The sequence below is a fragment of the Phycicoccus jejuensis genome (assembly GCF_000720925.1).
Taxonomy (GTDB): domain Bacteria; phylum Actinomycetota; class Actinomycetes; order Actinomycetales; family Dermatophilaceae; genus Phycicoccus; species Phycicoccus jejuensis.
Genome location: NZ_JOEE01000010.1, coordinates 81,259 through 98,455, shown reverse-complemented (window position 1 = coordinate 98,455; position 17,197 = coordinate 81,259). Strand labels below are relative to the sequence as shown.

16 protein-coding genes are annotated in these 17,197 nt (G+C 75.3%); 10 read left to right on the top strand and 6 right to left on the bottom strand.

Annotated elements, in window-relative coordinates:
- Positions 1–74 precede the first annotated feature (74 nt).
- Positions 75–410: a cupin domain-containing protein gene (locus IG69_RS0117470; RefSeq protein WP_030529456.1), complete on the bottom strand. Its 336-nt coding sequence runs from the start codon at positions 408–410 to the stop codon at positions 75–77.
- A gap of 141 nt (positions 411–551) precedes the next feature.
- Here IG69_RS0117470 and IG69_RS0117465 point away from each other — a divergent pair, with 141 nt between their 5' ends.
- Positions 552–1,958 (top strand): NAD(P)/FAD-dependent oxidoreductase, encoded by a 1,407-nt coding sequence (locus IG69_RS0117465; RefSeq protein WP_030529455.1) that lies wholly within the window; start codon positions 552–554, stop codon positions 1,956–1,958.
- A 142-nt stretch (positions 1,959–2,100) separates the two neighbouring features.
- Here the strand turns inward: IG69_RS0117465 and glfT1 are convergent, their stop codons facing one another.
- Complete coding sequence (gene glfT1, locus IG69_RS0117460) at positions 2,101–3,000, bottom strand: galactofuranosyltransferase GlfT1 (protein WP_030529454.1); 900 nt, start codon at positions 2,998–3,000, stop codon at positions 2,101–2,103.
- A gap of 169 nt (positions 3,001–3,169) precedes the next feature.
- Between glfT1 and IG69_RS0117455 the strand changes: the two genes are divergently transcribed.
- The 6 genes from IG69_RS0117455 to IG69_RS0117430 are packed head-to-tail and all read left to right on the top strand — an operon-like array spanning position 3,170 to position 10,702.
- Complete coding sequence (locus IG69_RS0117455; RefSeq protein ID WP_084696899.1) at positions 3,170–4,120, top strand: glycosyltransferase; 951 nt, start codon at positions 3,170–3,172, stop codon at positions 4,118–4,120.
- Entirely contained in the window at positions 4,117–5,295 is a 1,179-nt protein-coding gene (gene glf / locus IG69_RS0117450) for a UDP-galactopyranose mutase (protein WP_030529452.1), read from the top strand. Before IG69_RS0117455 ends, glf begins: the two co-directional genes overlap by 4 nt.
- The gene (locus IG69_RS0117445) at positions 5,292–7,223 is read left to right on the top strand and encodes a glycosyltransferase (RefSeq protein WP_030529451.1); all 1,932 of its coding nucleotides are present in this window, start codon (positions 5,292–5,294) and stop codon (positions 7,221–7,223) included. The genes glf and IG69_RS0117445 overlap by 4 nt, the downstream gene beginning before the upstream one ends.
- Positions 7,220–8,065, top strand: coding sequence for an ABC transporter permease (locus tag IG69_RS0117440; RefSeq protein WP_030529450.1), 846 nt, complete (start codon positions 7,220–7,222; stop codon positions 8,063–8,065). The genes IG69_RS0117445 and IG69_RS0117440 overlap by 4 nt, the downstream gene beginning before the upstream one ends.
- Before the next feature lies 1 nt (position 8,066).
- Positions 8,067–8,798, top strand: a complete 732-nt coding sequence (locus tag IG69_RS0117435) for an ABC transporter ATP-binding protein (RefSeq protein WP_030529449.1) — start codon at positions 8,067–8,069, stop codon at positions 8,796–8,798.
- Positions 8,795–10,702 carry a DUF6541 family protein gene (locus tag IG69_RS0117430; protein WP_030529448.1) on the top strand — a complete coding sequence of 636 codons (1,908 nt, stop codon included), beginning with the start codon at positions 8,795–8,797 and terminating at the stop codon, positions 10,700–10,702. The genes IG69_RS0117435 and IG69_RS0117430 overlap by 4 nt, the downstream gene beginning before the upstream one ends.
- On the opposite strand, the gene IG69_RS0117425 is transcribed toward IG69_RS0117430, so the two are convergent.
- From IG69_RS0117425 to IG69_RS0117410, 4 genes are all read right to left on the bottom strand, one after another.
- Positions 10,594–11,448 carry a potassium channel family protein gene (locus tag IG69_RS0117425; RefSeq protein WP_051750705.1) on the bottom strand — a complete coding sequence of 285 codons (855 nt, stop codon included), beginning with the start codon at positions 11,446–11,448 and terminating at the stop codon, positions 10,594–10,596. The genes IG69_RS0117430 and IG69_RS0117425 overlap by 109 nt on opposite strands.
- 46 nt (positions 11,449–11,494) lie before the next feature.
- Positions 11,495–11,662 carry a hypothetical protein gene (locus tag IG69_RS22240; protein ID WP_157577707.1) on the bottom strand — a complete coding sequence of 56 codons (168 nt, stop codon included), beginning with the start codon at positions 11,660–11,662 and terminating at the stop codon, positions 11,495–11,497.
- Positions 11,663–11,841: 179 nt separating this feature from the next.
- Complete coding sequence (locus IG69_RS0117415; protein ID WP_030529446.1) at positions 11,842–12,192, bottom strand: hypothetical protein; 351 nt, start codon at positions 12,190–12,192, stop codon at positions 11,842–11,844.
- On the bottom strand, positions 12,189–13,190 hold the full coding sequence (locus IG69_RS0117410) for an SDR family oxidoreductase (RefSeq protein WP_030529445.1): 1,002 nt from the start codon (positions 13,188–13,190) through the stop codon (positions 12,189–12,191). Before IG69_RS0117410 ends, IG69_RS0117415 begins: the two co-directional genes overlap by 4 nt.
- Positions 13,191–13,339: 149 nt before the next feature.
- Here IG69_RS0117410 and IG69_RS0117405 point away from each other — a divergent pair, with 149 nt between their 5' ends.
- The 3 genes from IG69_RS0117405 to IG69_RS0117395 all read left to right on the top strand — a co-directional run bounded on the left by IG69_RS0117405 (position 13,340) and on the right by IG69_RS0117395 (position 16,652).
- Positions 13,340–13,570, top strand: a complete 231-nt coding sequence (locus tag IG69_RS0117405) for a hypothetical protein (RefSeq protein ID WP_030529444.1) — start codon at positions 13,340–13,342, stop codon at positions 13,568–13,570.
- 53 nt (positions 13,571–13,623) lie between these two features.
- The gene (locus IG69_RS0117400) at positions 13,624–14,286 is read left to right on the top strand and encodes a hypothetical protein (protein WP_030529443.1); all 663 of its coding nucleotides are present in this window, start codon (positions 13,624–13,626) and stop codon (positions 14,284–14,286) included.
- 119 nt (positions 14,287–14,405) lie between these two features.
- The gene (locus IG69_RS0117395) at positions 14,406–16,652 is read left to right on the top strand and encodes a hypothetical protein (RefSeq protein ID WP_030529442.1); all 2,247 of its coding nucleotides are present in this window, start codon (positions 14,406–14,408) and stop codon (positions 16,650–16,652) included.
- The last annotated feature ends 545 nt before the right edge of the window (positions 16,653–17,197 follow it).

Genomic DNA, 17,197 nt, shown 5'->3' with positions numbered 1-17,197 from the left:
CGTCCGATGGGGCGGATGGGGCGCATTGTGACCGTTCCGAGACCTCCCCGCACCTCCAGCGCCTGCCGGAGCCCTCAGGCGACCCACACCTTCCGGAGCGGTTCCTCGATGCTCCACACCGTGCGCTCGCCGGCGTGCAGCCGGACGGCCGTCCCCGGGGCCAGGCGGATGCGCTCTCCGTCCTCGAACTCGACTGTGCCCGAACCGGACAGAACGACGAACACCTCGTCCACCTCGGTGTCACGGGCGGTGCCGGCGGACATCTCCCAGACCCCGACCTCGACCCCGCCGACGGCGCCGAGCGTCTGCACGGCGGCCGTCGGGTCGCCGTCGACGACCTCCTCGGCCGGCAGGGCCTCGTGGGCGAGCGGCAGCCGGGTCACGTCGTCGGCGAGGAGGCGCTGGGGCATCCCCGGATGCTGCCACGCGACGGATCGAGAAGCCAGGTGTGCGTGTGACCGTCTCGATCCGGAGGTGTCCTCGTCTTGCGGTGACGGATCCCGTGGACGACCACTCGTCGCCGACGGTGCCGCTCGGGCATGATGCGGGGCATGGCCGTCTCCCCGGGTGCCGCACACGCCTCCCTCGCCGACGCCGTCCCGGACGTGTTCTGGACCGACCGCCCGGCGCTGCGGCCGCCGGCCCGCGCGCCGCTCACCGGGCACGGCCACCGCGCGGACCTCGTCGTCGTCGGCGGTGGGTTCACCGGGCTGTGGGCGGCGGTCCAGGCCAAGGAGGACGACCCGTCGTGCGACGTCGTGCTGGTCGAGCGCGGGCGGTTCGGCGTCGCCGCCTCGGGACGCAACGGCGGGTTCGTCTCGCCGTCGCTGACGCACGGGCTCGGTCAGGGGGTGGCCTGCTGGCCGGACGAGGTGCCCACGCTCGAGCGGCTCGGGGCCGAGAACTTCGCCGCGCTCGCCGCCACCGTCGCGCGGTACGGCATCGACTGCGACCTGCACGTCCCCGGTGAACTGACCCTCGCCCTCGACGAGCGCCAGGTCGAGACCGTCCGCGAGGCGCACGCGCTGCACCGGGCGCACGGGGTGCCGACGGAGCTGCTGACGGCGCGGGAGGCGCGGGCCCGGGTGGACTCGCCGCGCTACCTCGCCGGGATGCACGACCCCACCGTCGGCCTCGTCGACCCGGCGCGGCTGGTGTGGGGCCTGGCCGAGGCCGCCGAGCGGCTCGGGGTGCGCCTGCACGAGGACACCGCGGTCACCCGCCTCGACGAGGACGGCGACGGCGTGCGCGTCGGGACCGAGTGGGGGAGCGTCCACGGGCGCCGGGTCGTGCTCGGCACTGGCGCGTTCAGGGGCGTGCTCAAGCGGCTCGCGCTGTACACGCTGCCCGTCTACGACCACGTGCTCATGACCGAGCCCCTGACGCCGGCGCAGCTCGCGTCGGTCGGCTGGGAGGGGCGCGAGGGCCTGACCGACGCCGGCAACCAGTTCCACTACTACCGGCGCACCCTCGACGACCGCGTGCTCTTCGGCGGCTACGACGCCAACTACCACTTCCCGGGGCGCATCGACCCGCGGCTGGAGCAGTCGGGGTCGCACGACCTGCTCGCCCGCCACTTCCTCGGGATCTTCCCGCAGCTCGAGGGCGTCCGGTTCACGCACCGGTGGGCGGGCGTCATCGACACGACGTCGCGCTTCACCCCGGTCTTCGGGACGGCGATGGGGGGCCGGCTCGCCTACGCCGTCGGGTACACCGGCCTGGGCGTCGCCTCGACGCGCTTCGGCGCGCGGGTGGCGCTCGACCTCGTCCACGGTCGCGACACCGAGGTCACCCGGCTCGGGATGGTGCGCCGCAAGCCGCTGCCGTTCCCGCCGGAGCCGGTGCGCGGCCTCGGGGTGCGCCTGACCCGGGCGAGCCTCGCCGCGGAGGACCGCACCGGGCGCCGCAACCTCTGGCTGCGGGCGATGGACGCCGTCGGTATCGGCTTCGACAGCTAGCCGGCCGGCCCCCGGGCGGTGTGCAGCAATCGTCGAATGTGTCGATTGCTGCACGGTCGGCGGGTTCGGGGTGTGCAGGAGTCGTCGGATGTGTCGGTTGCTGCACGGTCGGGCACTGCGGCGTGGCCGGCCTTCCCCGCCGTCAGGGTGAGGGGGTGAACTGCTCGCGGCGCCCGGCGGCCGAGCGCTCGCGCCAGACGCGCCAGCCGTCGGGGTCGCGCTGGACGACGAGGTGGTACCAGGCGTAGCGCGCCTCGTCCGGCCAGCGGCGCCAGCGCATCCCGGGCTGGCTCGTCAGCCAGCCGAGGTTGCGGTAGGCCACCTTGGCCCGCTCCGGGTCGGCGGGGACGTAGACCGGCACCGACCCGCCGAGCAGCGGCACGACGTCGCGGGTGCCGGACGGGTGCAGCCAGGTCGCGTCGAGGACGGTCGCGAAGGGCAGGCCGCTGCGCACGAGGCGGCGGTGCATCTCGACCTCGTCGCCGCGCACGACGAGCCGGGGGTCCGGCACGCCGATCGCGTCGAGCGCCCGGGTCGACAGGAGCATCCCGTTGACGGGGTTGGCCACTCCGCGGACCACGCCAGTGGTGGGCAGGTCGGAGCGCAGCGACGCACGCCGCGTCCCCCGGCGCAGCCCGAAGGCGAGGCGCTCCGGGGCGTCGACGTCGAGGACCAGCGGGGCGGCGACCTCCAGTCCCTCGGCGTCGGCCGCGGCCAGCAGGGCGGCGAGGGTCGACGGCGTCGCCGGGCGGCCGTCGTCGTCGGCCAGCCAGACCAGGTCGGCACCGAGGGCGCGGGCCGTGAGCACCCCGTAGGCGAAGCCGCCCGCCCCGCCGAGGTTCGTCGAGGACGGCAGGTAGGTGGTCGGGAGGTCGCAGCGCTCGACGACCTCGCGGGTCGCCGGGTCGTCGGCGTTGTCGACGACGACGAGGTGGTCCGGGCGGCGGTCCTGGCCGGCGAGCGCGGCCAGGCCCACGGACAGCAGCTCCGGTCGCCGGTAGGTGACGACGACGGCCACGACGCGGGGTTCGAGTGGTGCCACGTCCCCGACGCTAGGACCGCGCCGCGGCGCCGGCGCGACCCGCAGGTGAACGGCGGGGGAGCGGGACGTGTCGGTCCGTGGCGTCCGTGGGCGGACGGCCGGTCAGCGATCACCTCCCGGTCGTGGCGGGTTCACCGTCCGGACCCCTGCCGTCCCTAGCGTCCACGACGTGAGCGAACCCTTCTCCCTGCTCCTCCCCGTCTACCGCGGGGACCGTCCCGACCACCTGGTCACGGCGTTCCGCAGCACCGTGCACGAGCAGCTGCGGCGACCCGACGAGATCGTCGTCGTGCAGGACGGCCACGTCGGGCCCGACCTCGCCTCCACCCTGGAGTGGCTCGAGTCCGGGTCGCCGGTGCCGGTGCGTCGGCTCCGGCTGTCGCACAACGTCGGTCTGGCGCAGGCCCTCCAGTGCGGTCTGGCGGCCTGCCGCCACGACGTGGTCGCCCGGATGGACGCCGACGACATCTCGCTGCCCCACCGCTTCCTCGTCCAGCTCCCCGTCATCGAGGCGGGGGCCGACCTCGTCGGTGCCGCGGTGCTCGAGGTGGAGGAGACGGACGTGCGGGCCGGCGAGGGCGGTGTGCTGCGCGTCCCGCCCACCACGCCCCGCGAGATCGCCGAGGTCGCGCGCTGGCGCAACCCGTTCAACCACCCGACCGTCGTCTACCGGCGCAGCGCGGTCCTCGCGGCCGGCGGCTACCGCGAGCTCCCGCTCATGGAGGACTACTGGGTCTTCGCCCGGATGATCGCCGACGGCGCACGGGTCGCCAACCTCGCCGAGCCCCTCGTGCGCTACCGCGTCGGAGCGGGCGCCTACGAGCGCAAGGGCGGTCTGGGACAGCTGCGCTCGGAGCTGCGGCTCCAGCGTCGGCTGCACGACGAGGGCTTCACCACCCCCGCGCAGATGGTGCGCAACACCGTCGTCCGCGGGGGCTACCGCCTCGTCCCGACCACGCTGCGCCGCCGGGCCTACCGACACACCTTCACGACCACCGCCGCGACGGCGACGGCGAGCCCGGAGCTCACCCTGCCCGTGGCGACGGACCGGAACCGCCCGCCGACCGGGGGGCGCCCCGTCCCGCCGTCCGCCCGCACGACGGCGGAGGAGCAGGCGTGACGCGCGCGGACCTCGTCGTCGTCGGCTCGGGGCTCTACGGGCTGACCATCGCCGAGCAGGCGGCCCGTCGTGGCCTGGACGTGCTCGTCGTGGAGCGCCGGGACCACGTCGGCGGCAACGCCTGGAGCGAGACCGAGCCGGAGACGGGCATCGAGGTGCACCGGTACGGCGCCCACCTCTTCCACACGAGCAACGCGCGGGTCTGGGAGTACGTCAACCGGTTCACGGCCTTCACCGACTACGTCCACCGCGTCTGGACCGTCCACCGCGGCGAGGTCTACCCGATGCCGATCAACCTCGGCACGCTCAACCAGTTCTTCCGCAGCGCCCACGGGCCGGAGGCGGCCCGGGCCCTCGTCGCGGAGCAGGCCGCCGAGCTGACCGGCGAGCCGCGCAACCTCGAGGAGAAGGCGGTCTCGCTCATCGGCCGGCCGCTCTACGAGGCCTTCGTCCGCGGGTACACGGCCAAGCAGTGGCAGACCGACCCGACGCAGCTGCCCGCCGAGGTCATCAGCCGCCTCCCGGTCCGCTTCACCTACGACAACCGGTACTTCAACGACACCTGGGAGGGCCTGCCGGTCGACGGCTACGCCGCCTGGCTCACCCGGATGCTCGACCACCCGCGCATCGAGGTGCGTCTCGAGACCGACGTCCTCGAGCGCGGTCACGCGCTGCACCGCGACCGGCTCGTGGGGCAGGTGCCCGTCGTCGTCACCGCGCCCGTCGACCGCTGGTTCGACCACGCGCACGGTCGGCTGGGCTGGCGCACACTGGACTTCGAGCAGGAGGTCCTCCCGGTCGGCGACCACCAGGGCACGGCCGTCCTCAACGAGGCCGACGAGTCGGTCCCGTGGACGCGGGTGCTCGAGTTCCGCCACTTCCACCCCGAGCGCACCCACTACCCGAGCGACCGGACCGTCGTCGTGCGCGAGCACTCGCGGTTCGCCGGGCCCGACGACGAGCCGTACTACCCGGTCGCGGCCTCCGCGGACCGGGAGCGGCTCGCCGCCTACCGCGAGCTGGCCGCGACCGAGCGCGCCGTCGGCGTGCACTTCGGCGGGCGCCTCGGCACCTACAAGTACCTCGACATGCACATGGCGATCGCCTCGGCGCTCACCTTCGTCGACAACGAGCTCGACGCTCTCGTCTCGCGCTCCGCGGTGGGGGCCCGGTGAGCGCGCTCGACGTCGTCGCGCGGGTCGTCCTCCCGCTGGACGGCGACCTCGACGTGCTGCCCCTCTACGTCGACGGGCGCCACGTCCAGGAGCCGGTGGCCGCCGACGAGCCGCCGCCCCCGTCCCTGCCGTCCGACCAGCACCCCGACCAGGTGCTGGGCCGACGGTCCTACCGGGTCCCCGCCGGCGGGGGGACGTCGTTCGGCACCTACCTCAACGCCTTCCCGGCCTCGTACTGGCGCCGGTGGACCGGTGTGCGCGAGGTCGTCCTGCGGGTCCGGACGAGCGGCCGCGGGGTGCTCATGGTCTACCGGTCCTCGGCCCGCGGCGCGAGCGCGCGGGTGACCTCCCGCCGGGTCGGGGGCGCCGCGACGCACGAGCTCCGCCTGCCGCTGGACACCTTCGCCGACGGCGGCTGGTACTGGTTCGACCTCGTGGCCGGCGACGAGGACCTCGTCCTCGAGCAGGCCGACTGGGCCGCGCCGGTCGACGGCGACGGGCGGCGGCCCGCGGGCGGCACGACGGTCGGCATCACGACGTTCGACCGACCCTCCTCGTGCGCCGCGCTGCTCGCCCAGCTCGGCGCCGCCCACGAGCTCGCCGACGTCCTCGACCAGGTGCTCGTCGTCGACCAGGGCACCCGCACGGTCGAGGCGGACCCCGGCTTCGAGGAGGCGCAGCGTCTCCTCGGCGACCGGTTGCGCGTCATCCGTCAGCCGAACCTCGGTGGCTCGGGCGGCTTCTCGCGCGCGATGCTCGAGACGCTCGACGCCGGACGCTCCGAGCACGTGCTGCTCCTCGACGACGACGTCGTGTGCGAGCCCGAGGGCATCGCGCGGGCCGTCGCCTTCGCCCGGCACTGCCGCCGCCCGACCGTCGTCGGCGGCCACATGTTCTCGATGCACGAGCGCTCGGTGCTGCACGCCGTCGCCGAGGTCGTGCGCCCGTGGCAGTTCCGGTGGGCGCCGGCCGGGCCGTCGGTGCACGACCACGACCTGGCGCGCCGGACCCTGCGCGGCACCCCCTGGCTGCACCGCCGCCTCCACGCCGACTACACCGGCTGGTGGATGTGCCTCGTTCCCGTCACCGTGCTGCGTGACGTCGGGCTGTCGCTGCCGTTCTTCATCAAGTGGGACGACGCCGAGTTCGGGCTGCGGGCCGGCGCGGCGGGCCATCCGACGGTCTCGCTGCCCGGCGCCGCGGTCTGGCACGTTCCGTGGACGGACAAGGACGACAGCACCGACTGGCAGGCGTACTTCCACGCGCGCAACCGGATCGTCGCCGCGCTGCTGCACTCGCGCTACGACCGCGGCGGGCGGCTGGTCCGCGAGAGCCTGCTCGTGTCGGTCAAGCACGTCCTCGCGATGCAGTACGGCGCGGCCGCGCTGCGCACCCGGGCGCTGCGCGACGTGCTGCGCGGGCCCGAGGCGCTGCACCCCGAGCTCGGCTCCACCCTGGCCGAGGTGCGCCGCCTGCGGGCCGGCCACGACGACGCCCGCGTCCGTCCCGACGCCCACGACTTCGAGCCGGTGACCCCGCGCCAACGACGTCGTCGCGAGCCGGCCACGACCGCGCCGGCCGGCCGGCTGGGGACGGTGCTGGCCGGTGGCGCCGGGCTGGTGCACCAGGCCCGCCCGGTGCCGCCCCGGGCGGTCGAAGCCCCCGAGCACGAGCTCGCCGCCGCGGACGCCAAGTGGTGGTCCCTCGCGCGGATGGACTCAGCCCTCGTCGCGACGGCGGACGGCTCGGGGCTCGCGTGGCTGCGCCGCTCGCGGGGGGAGGCGGCCCGCGCGACCGCCGAGGCCGTGGCCGTGCACCGCGAGCTGCTCCAGCGCTGGCCGGAGCTCGCCTCCCGCTACCGCGGCGCGCTGCCGGAGCTGACCGGCGAGGACGCCTGGCGCCGCACGCTCGGGATGGACCGCCGGTGAGCGAGCTCGTCGTCCAGGGCGTCGGCGGTGGGCTGGCGGAGGTGGCGCGGCGGCGGTATTTGCTCTCGCTCCTCGTCCGCAAGGAGCTGCGCGTCCGCTACCGGGCCTCCGTGCTCGGGCTGGGCTGGTCGTACGTCAAGCCCGCGGTCACCTTCGGCGTCTACTTCGTCGGCCTCGGTCTCGTGCTGCGGCAGAACACGATCGCCGACTACGCCGTCTACCTCTTCGGGGGGCTCGTCGTCGTCACGGCCTTCTCGGAGGCGGTGGGCAACGCCACCCGCTCGGTCGTCACGAACGGCGAGCTGGTGCGCAAGGTCTTCCTGCCGCGCGAGCTGTTCCCCGTCGCCAGCGTGTGCGTCGCGGGCGTCCACCTGCTGCCGCAGGTGCTCGTCCTCGTCGTCGGCGCGCTCGTGTCCGGGTGGCGACCCGACGGCGTGGGCGTCCTGGCGCTGCTCGCCTGCGTGGTGCTCGTCGCGCTCCTGTCGACGGGTCTCGGGCTCGTGCTGTCCGCGGTCGACGTCCTCTTCCGCGACGTCGAGAACGTCGTCGACCTCGTGCTGGCCGTCATCGTGTGGACCTCGCCGGTGCTCTACCCGACGCACCTCGTCGAGAGCCTCCTCGGGCCGGGGTCGTGGGGCTTCGCTCTCTACCAGCACAACCCGCTGACCGTCGCGGTCGATCTCGTGCACCGCGCGACGTGGCCCGCCGCGACCGCGCCGGGTGCGCTGCCCGACGGGCTCGTCGGCCGCACGGTCGTCGCGCTCGCCACGTCGCTCGTGCTGCTCGCGGTCGGGCAGCTCGTCTTCCGCCGCCTCTCCGGGCGCTTCGCGCAGGAGCTCTGAGGTGGCGCACCAGGTCGCGGTCTCGGTCGAGGGTGCCTCGAAGCACTTCCGGCTGCGGCACACGCACTCCCTCAAGGAAGGGCTGGTCTGGGCGGTCCAGGGCCGGCCGCGGCACGAGGACTTCCGGGCCCTCGAGACGCTGGACCTGGACATCCGGGAGGGCGAGTCGGTGGCGCTGCTCGGCCGCAACGGGTCGGGGAAGTCGACGCTCCTCAAGCTCGTCGCCGGGGTCATGTCCCCCGACAGCGGACGGGTGAGGGTGCGCGGCAGGCTCGCCGGGCTGCTCGAGGTGGGGGCAGGCTTCCATCCCGACCTCACCGGCCGCGAGAACGTGCACCTCAACGCCGCGATCCTCGGGATGGACCCGGGCGCCATCCGCGCCCGCTTCGATGACATCGTCGAGTTCGCCGACGTCGGTCCGTTCCTCGACACCCAGGTCCGCTTCTACTCCTCCGGGATGTTCCTCCGGCTCGCCTTCAGCGTGGCGGTGCACACCGACCCCGACGTCTTCCTCGTCGACGAGGTCCTCGCCGTCGGGGACGAGGCGTTCCGGGACAAGTGCATCGCGCGGATCGGGCAGCTGTCGGCCGAGGGGCGCACGCTCGTGGTCGTCAGCCACGACCTGCCGCTCGTCGAGCGGCTCTGCGACCGCGGTGTCGTCCTCGACGCCGGCCGCGTCGTGCACGACGGCCCCGTCGTCGCGGCGGTCGAGCACCTCCGGGCGGTCCTGTGACGTGGTGGGGCACCGCCCCGGCCGTCGGCACCGCGCTCCTCGCGCTGCTCCTGCCCGGGCTGCTGGTGGGCCGGGTCGTGGGGGTCCGGGGCGTGCTCGGCGTGGGCCTGGCGCCGGTGCTGTCCGTAGGCACGCTCGCGGTGACGGCGGTCGCCGCGTCCGTCCTCGGGGTGCCGTGGGGGCCGGTGGTCGCCGGGGTCGGGGCGCTCGTCGTCGTGGCCGCCGCGGCCGGCGCACGACAGCTCGTGCGGACGGTCCGGCCGGATGGGGTGGTGGGCGCCGCGGAGCCTGCGTCCGTCCGGGTCGCGGCCGTCGTCGGCGTGGTGGCCGGGGGCGCGGCGCTCGCGGCCGGGTACGTGCGCGGGGTCGGCGAGCCCTCCCGCTGGCCGCAGACCTTCGACGCGGTCTTCCACCTGTCGGCGTCCTGGCGGGTGCTGACCACCGGCGACGGGTCCTCGCTCGACCTCGGCACGCTCAACGCGCCGGGGCTGACGCACGCCTTCTACCCCGCGGCCTGGCACGACCTCGTCGCGCTCGTGGCCGGCGTCGCCGGCTCGACGGTCGTCGTCTCCTCCACCGCCGTCGCGCTCGTCGTGGTCGCCGTCGTCCACCCGCTCGGGTGCGTCGCCCTCGCCCGCGTCGCCCTCGGGCCCCGTCCGGTCGCCGTCGCGGCCGCCGGGGCGCTCGCCGCCGGCGTCACCGCGTCACCGGTCGTCCTCTCCTCCTACGGCACCCTCTGGCCCAACGCGCTGGGGACGGCCCTGCTGCCCGCGGCGCTCGCCCTGCTCGTCGTGGTCCTGGGGGCGGGACGCGAGGTCGCCGTCGGCGCCCCCACGTCGGTCGTGCTGCTGCCGGTCGCCGCGGCGGGGCTCGTGCTCGCCCATCCCAACACCGCGGTCACGTGGCTCGTCCTCGGGGTCGTCGTCGCCCTCGTGACCCGGTGGCCGGCGGGCGGACGCGGACGGGTCCTCGCGCTCCTCGCGGCCGCCGCCACCGTCTGGCTCGTCGCGTGGTCACCGCTGTTCGCCGCCACGCGGCGCACGTCCTGGCCGGCCCGCGAGACGGTTCCGCAGGCGTTGGGGGAGTGGGCGCTCCTCTCGCCGCAGCGGCTCCCCGTGCCCCTTCTGCTCGCCGGCCTGACCCTCGTCGGGTGCGTCGTGGCCTGGCGGCGGGCCCACCTGCGCTGGCTCCTGGCGGTGCACGTCGTCGGCGGCGGGCTCTTCGCGCTCGTCGCCGGCAGCGACTCCGTCGTCGCGCGGCTCGCGAGCGGACCCTGGTACGACGACGCCTTCCGCCTCGCCGCGCTCGCGGCGGTGGGCGCCGTGCCCCTGGCCGCGCTCGCCGTCGAGGCGGTCGCCGCGCGCCTGGCGGCCCTGCGCCGCGGGGTGTCCCCGGCGGTCGTGGGCGGCGCGCTGCTCGCCGCGGTGGCGGTCGCGACGAGCGGTCTGTCGTGGGCCGACACGGCGTCCGTCGTCGCGCGGTGGTACCGGTCCGAGCCGATGCTCGACCCCGCGGCCGCGGCCCTCCTCGGACGGCTCCCGCGCGAGGTCGGGCCGGACGCCGTCGTCGCGGGCAACCCGTTCGACGGCGCAGCCCTCACCGGGCCGCTCGGCGACCGTCGTGCGCTCTTCCCGCACCTCACCGGTGCCTGGGACCCCGACCGCGTCCTCGTCGGCAGCTCGCTCGACGAGGCCGCCCGGCGCCCCGAGGTCTGCGCCGCCGTCCGTCGGCTCGGGGTCACCCACGTGCTGACGGGAGGCTCGCGCTTCTGGACGGACGACCGTCGCCGCCAGGGCTACGCCGGGCTCGAGGTCGAGGGATCGCCGGGGTTCGAGCGGGTCGACGCGGGCGGTGCCATGGTGCTCTGGCGGGTGACCGCCTGCGGCGCCGGCGCGGACGGCTGACCCGCGTCACCACCGATGGAGCCGGCCCGCAGCTCGTCGACCGTCCGCTGGAGGCGGGCGATCTGCGCCGACAGCGCCTCGACGTCCGAGGCGGTCGCCGACCGCGAGGTCTCCTCGATCTCGGCCACCTGCTCGATGAGCCAGCTGGCGAAGGTCGCCGTCACGACACCGATGAGCGCGATGCCGGCGAGCATGAGGCCGACCGCGACCCACCGACCCTGCGTCGGCACGGGGTAGAGGTCGCCGTACCCGACCGTCGTCACGGTGGTCGCGGCCCACCAGAGCGCGTCGCCGAAGGTCCGGATGAGGGCGCCCGGTGCGCCGCGCTCGGCCTGGAGCTCCGCGAGGCTCGCGACGAGGATGACCATGAGCGCCGCGCCCGCGACGTAGACCGACACCCGGCCGCGCAGCGACCCGCCGGCCTTGCGGTTGAGGACGGCGAGCAGGGTGACGAGCCGCAGGAGCCGCAGCGGCCGGAGCAGCGGCAGCACGACCACCGCGAGGTCGATGAGGTTGTGCCGGACGAACTCGACCCGGTGCGAGGCCAGCCGGAGGCGCACGAGGTAGTCCACGAGGAAGGCCGCCCACGCCGTCCGCGACAGGACCTCGAGGGCCGTCAGCCATCCCCCGGAGAGCGTCGGGTCGAGGATCGGCCACGCGTACGCCACGAGGAAGAAGAGGGCGGCCACGGTCAGCGGCCACTCCGTCGCCCGCTCCCACCGGGCGCGGCGCAGGTCGTCGCTCATGGCGTCATGCTGGCACGCGGTCCGTCGGTGCCGGTGGACGCTCGGGTCAGGCGCCGTTGGCCTGCACCGCGATGACGACGACCCAGACGACGACGCCGAGCACGACGACACCGGCGAGCACCTGCGGGAGCCGCGAGGCCCCACCCGTGCGGCGGCCCCGCGAGGCGAGCACCACGGCGACGACGAGCAGCACGGCGATGACGAGCAGGATCACGGAGGTCCCCAGGGGTCGAGTGACGGTGGTCGGTGCGTGGGCTCGTGACCGGGCGGTCTCCGGGACCATGGCGTGGACGAACCCCGGGGGAAGAGTGCCACGCGAGCGCCGCTGCCGGGGCGTCGGGCACCCACGGCGATTCCGCGGTCGCACGAGGCCGGCGGCGGCCGGTGCGGACGTCAGCGGGGACCGGCCGCCACCCCGAGGGCGGCGCCGACGAGGGCGACGGCCCCGGTGGTCGTGGCGACGGTGCGCCGGGACGGTGACGCGAGGGCCAGGGCGAACATCGTCGCGGCGTGGACCACGTCGACGCCGACCGCGACGCGGCGGCTGGCCCGGGGGGCGAGGAGCTGGACGCCGCCCTGGACGAGGTGGCGGCCGCCCAGCGCCCGGATGGCGAGCTCCTCGACGGAGTCGGGCGAGCGGCCCTCGAGCCGGCGCCACACGTCGTCACCCCGTGCGAGGAGCACCCCGCCCCAGGCGGTCCCCGCGACGCCCGCGAGCCGCAGGAGCGCGGAGCCGCCGCTCACCGACGCCTCCCGGCGACCGCGGCACCGGTGGCCACGAGGACGGCGGCGGCGCCGGCGAGCAGCGGGTAGTGCTGCGCGACCCACTGCTGGGGGCTGTGCGCGTGGGCGCGGTCGTCGAACGCGCCGTGGGCGCCGAAGTCGCGCCCGTCCGGCCCGTCGGCGGGCTCCCAGAGGTTGCTCGGCTGGTCGTCGGGCTTGCGCTCACCGGTCTGCTGCGACCCGAATCCGGTCCGGCCGAGGTAGCGGTCGAGCAGTCCCGGGACGACCGCGTTGGCCGCCAGCGTGCCGACGGTGCTCGCGCCGACCCAGTACTCGCGGCGCCGGGGGTGGTCGGCCGCGAACACGACCGCCCGGGCGGCCACCTCCGGCTGGTAGATCGGGGGCACGGGCTGTGCCTGCTGGGGGAGGCGCGAGAGCACCCAGGAGAACTGCGGCGTGTTGACCGCCGGCATCTGCACCATCGTCACCCGCACGGCGCTGCGCTCGTGCAGCAGCTCGGCGCGGACGGCCTCGTGGAACCCCTGGATGGCGTGCTTCGCGCCGCAGTAGGCGCTCTGGAGGGGGATGCCGCGGTAGGCCAGGGCCGACCCCACGTGGACGATCGTGCCGCGGTCGCGCTCCTTCATCCGGCGCAGGATGCTCATCGTCGCGTAGACGTAGCCGAGGTAGCTGACCTCGGTGACCCGTCGGAACTCCTCGGGGCGGATGTCGTCGACGCGGGCGAACACCGAGGTGAACGCGACGTTGACCCACACGTCGACCGGGCCGAGCTCGCTCTCGATGCGCTCGACGGCGGCCTCGACGGCGTCGGCGTCCGCGACGTCCGTCGGGACGACGAGCGCTCGCGCCCCGAGCCCGCGGACCTCCTCGGCGGCTGCCTCCAGCCCGCGCTCACCGCGGGCGACCAGGGCGAGCGTGTCGCCCCGTCTGGCGAACTCGCGGACGGTGGCTCGCCCGATCCCCCCACTGGCTCCGGTGACGACGACGACTCTGGACACGTCGGTTCCTCTCGCTCGGGTACGGCGCGGATGCGTCATCCCAGTGCTACCCCGACCGGGCCGGGTTGACGCGTGCGGGGGCCGGCAGCAGACTGCCCCGACGGAAGGGACCCGGGGGACCGTGGCCGGGGAGCGACGGGGGTGGAGCGATGACGTCGGACGCGCACGACGCGGTGGAGCGACGACGCCGCCGGTGGGTGTCGCTCGTGCTCATCCAGGTCGGCCTGCTGCTCAGCGCACTGAAGGTCATCGAGGCGACGCACGAGCACCGGGGCCGGTGGGCCGCCGCGGCGGTCGTCGCCGAGCTGCTGGTCGTCGGGGCCGCGGTGGAGGTGGCCCTGCGCAACCGGCGCGAGTCCAGGGCGGAGGCGAGATCGTAGGCGGCGACGACAGGCGGCCGCCTCTCGGCGACCGGGTCCGGGAGGGTGGGGCCGTGGATGACCTGCCGGCCGCGCACGTGGTCTGGCTGCTCGGCCAGGACGAGCAGTGGCTGCGGCCGCGCCACCACGCCGTCGTGACCGCGGCCCGCGCCGCCGCGCTCTGCGACGTCGTGGCGAGCGGTGCGGCCGAGTGGGTCGACGGTCCCGGGGGCGCCGCGGTCCGACCGGGACCCGCGGCCGGCACCGGGGACGGCGGTCTCGTCGCGTCGTGGGGCGCCGCGATGGCGGCGGCCGGCCCCGGCCCGGTGCCGGTCGTGCAGGCGCTCGACGCGATCGGCCCGGACCTGTGGGACCGGCTGGGGAATGATGTCGTCCGGCGCGGGGCAGCGCTGGCCGTGCCGCGCAGGGTGCGCCGATGGAGGCCGCCGCGCTGCCGCCCGCGACGTGAGGTCGTCGAGCCGCTCCGTCATCACCTCCTCGCCGTCGTCGCCGGCGCGACCCCGGCCGGGGCACGTGACGAGGCGGTGCTCGCGTCGGCGTCGTGCGCCGGTGTGCTCGAGCACGTCCTCAGCGACACCGCGTTCGGCGATCTCGGCGTGGTGGCCCCCGCAGAGGCTCTCCTGCGGGGGAACGAGCTCGTGGCGCGGCTCGAGCCCGCCGTCTCCTCCCTCACGAGCCTCGGACCCCTGACCGGCCACCCGCCGCCGTCCGGCTGACGCCCTGCCCGAGGGCCCTCCGCGCCCGGTGTGCGTGTCGTTCCTGCGACGGGAGGCGCGACGGGGCGCGGGCAGCCTATGATCCGCGCGAAGGACCACACGTCTCTGGGGGAATCACCGTGTCGCTGTCTCGCCCGCGCGGGCTCGTGCTCGCCGTCGCCGCCGTCCTCGTGACGGCCCTCGCTCCGACGGGCGCGGCCGCCGCACCGCCCGCACCCGTCGACGCCGTGCGGTCGTCGAGCGCCGCCGTGGGGACGGTGCAGGGTCCGGCGGCGGGCGTGGTGGGCTTCGGCGACCAGAGCAGCTTGCGCCGGGTGGGCTCGGTCATCTACGACTCGCGGAGGAGCGCCGAGCTGCGCCCGCAGGAGACGAGGACGCTCGACGTCCTCGGGTCGACCGGTCCGGTCCCGGCCGACGCGACCGCGGTGATCCTCACCGTCACGGCCGTCGACATGACCGCCGACGGGTGGCTGACGGTCTGGGGCGACGGGGGGAGCCGTCCTGCCGCCTCCACGGTGAACTACGTACCGGGCGCCCCGGTGCCCAACACGGCGGTGGTCACGCTCGGGTCCTCCCGCACCCTCAAGGTGACGAACGGGTCGCGCGGCAGCACCCACGTCCTGCTCTCCTTCCAGGGGTACGTCCTCGCCGGCGGCACCACGGTCCGGCCGGGGTCCCTGCGCCCGCTGCGCGGCACGCGCGTCCTCGACACGCGCACGTCGGCCGTCGCCGTCCCGGCCAACGGCTACCGCGACGTCACCCTCCCCGCCGGGTCGATCCCGCGGGGGGCCGCGGCCGCCGTCCTCGACGTCGTGGCCGTCAAGCCGACCCGCGCCGGCTACCTCGTCGCCCACCCCTCCGGGACGAGCCGACCGTCGACGACGTCGCTGACCTACCGGGTCGGGAAGGACCGGGCGGCCCTGACCGTCGTCGGCGTGTCGCCCACCGGGGGAGTGCGGCTGTGGAACATGTCCAGCCGACCGGTGCACGTGGTGGCCGACGCCTTCGGATGGGTCGCCGGCGGCGGAGAGGTGGTGCCGGCCGGCGTCGAGGTGCGCACTCCCGCGCGGATCCTCGACACCCGCACCACCTCCGCGGGTCCGCTGACGGGCACGACCGACCGCCAGCTGCCCGCCACACCCGGTGCCTCGTCGGGGACGCTGCTCAGCGTGACGGTCACCGGTGGCACCCGCAGCGGGTACCTGCGCTACGGAGCCGAACGCGACGCCGTCACCGAGAGCGGCCAGGACCCGTTCCTCTGGAGCGGCAGCTTCCTCAACTACGCGGCCGGCGAGACCGTCACGGCGACCGTGTTCGTGCCCACCCCGCCGCGTGGCGGCCGGCTCTGGATCAGGGCGGTCACCCCCGGCTCGGTCCACGTGGTCGTCGACCGGCTCGCCGTCGTCGCCCCGCGAGCCGTGATCTCGGGCACCGTGAGGGATGCCGACACCGGTCGTGCGGTGAGCAGTCCCCTCGTCTCGGCCGACGGGCGGGTGGGGTACGGCGCGGGCCGGGCGGACGGCACGTTCGACCTCGTCCCCGTCGCCCCTGATGCGGTGCAGGTGTGCGCCGGCACCGGCACCTGGGACGGCCGCGAGCTCACGACGGACGGCCGGTACGTCGCCGCGTGCCAGGGCGGGACCGGACCGTCCGACCCGCGGGTGTCGCTGCCCCTGGGCGCGCGTCTGGTCCGCTCGGACGTGGCCCTCGCCCCGAGCGGTCTCCTCACCGGTCAGGTCCTCGGTCCCACGGGAGGGCACGACGTCTCCGGTTTCGTCATGGTCGAGCGGGTCGACGCGCCCATGAAGCCGATGCAGATCTCGTTCGGCGTCAACGAGGTGAAGGACACCTCGTGGCGCGCGGTCGTGCCGCCGGGTGGGACGTACGTCGTCTGGACGGAGAGGGGCTGGCAGACCGGGGGCGACGGGTCGCCGCTCGCCAACGAGGTCGCCACGGGGCTGACCCGCATCCCCCGCCAGGTCGAGGAACCCGACGCCGTGGCCCAGCTCGTCGCCGCCGGGGCGCGGACCTTCGTCGTCGCCCCGACGACGACCGTGCGCGTCCCGGACCTCACGCTGCTCCGACCCGGTCGCATCGACCCCACGATCGTCGACCCGGACGGCGACCTGTCCGACGTCAGCATCGACTACGTCCACGTCCCGTCGGGCCTGCGCGTCTGGGGCTACGGCACCGGGAAGGCGAACGCGGTCGGCAGCTCCATCCCGCTGCGGCCCGGGCGCTACGTCGTCTGCGTCACCGAGGGGTCGACCCGGATCTGCAACGACGGCAGCGACGCGCCCTCGACGGCGACACCGGTGCAGGTCGTCTCGGGCGTCACCGTCGAGCCCAGGTTCGTCCTGCCCTGACGCGGTCGGACCCGGTGCGTGGTCCTGAGGCCGCGTCCGGGTGTTTCCGGCCGGCTCGACCCCGATCCCGCGGGGTGCCGACGATGCGGGCTGCGGTGGTGGTGCACGTGGCGCCGGAGGTGGGGTCATCGCCCCACGTCTCGCGCCACGGGGCGCGCCACGACGGGGTCAGGCCGGCGCGGCCGGTGCATCCGCGCGGCGTGGTGGGGCGTGTCGGGCTTGAACCGACGACCGACGGATTATGAGAACGACGCCGAGCCGATCCGGCTGCTCGACCTGGCGAGCGCTCGACCAGCCCGAACGGCCGGAATCGGCTGTAATACAGCAGGTTTGACACCCCGGCTCTACCAACGCCGGGCAACCCCGGCCAACCTTCACCGACGCAGCACCGGAGCCCTTTCGGAGCCCTTGCAGTTGGTAAGCGATTGTGCGGGTTGCCGAACGTCCGGATCTGCCGATGGTGAGTGGTCGACTCTGCCGATGAGCGGACGTTCTGCCGAGCGTCCGGGACGGTCGACCAGACCTGGCGCGCGTGCGCCAATATG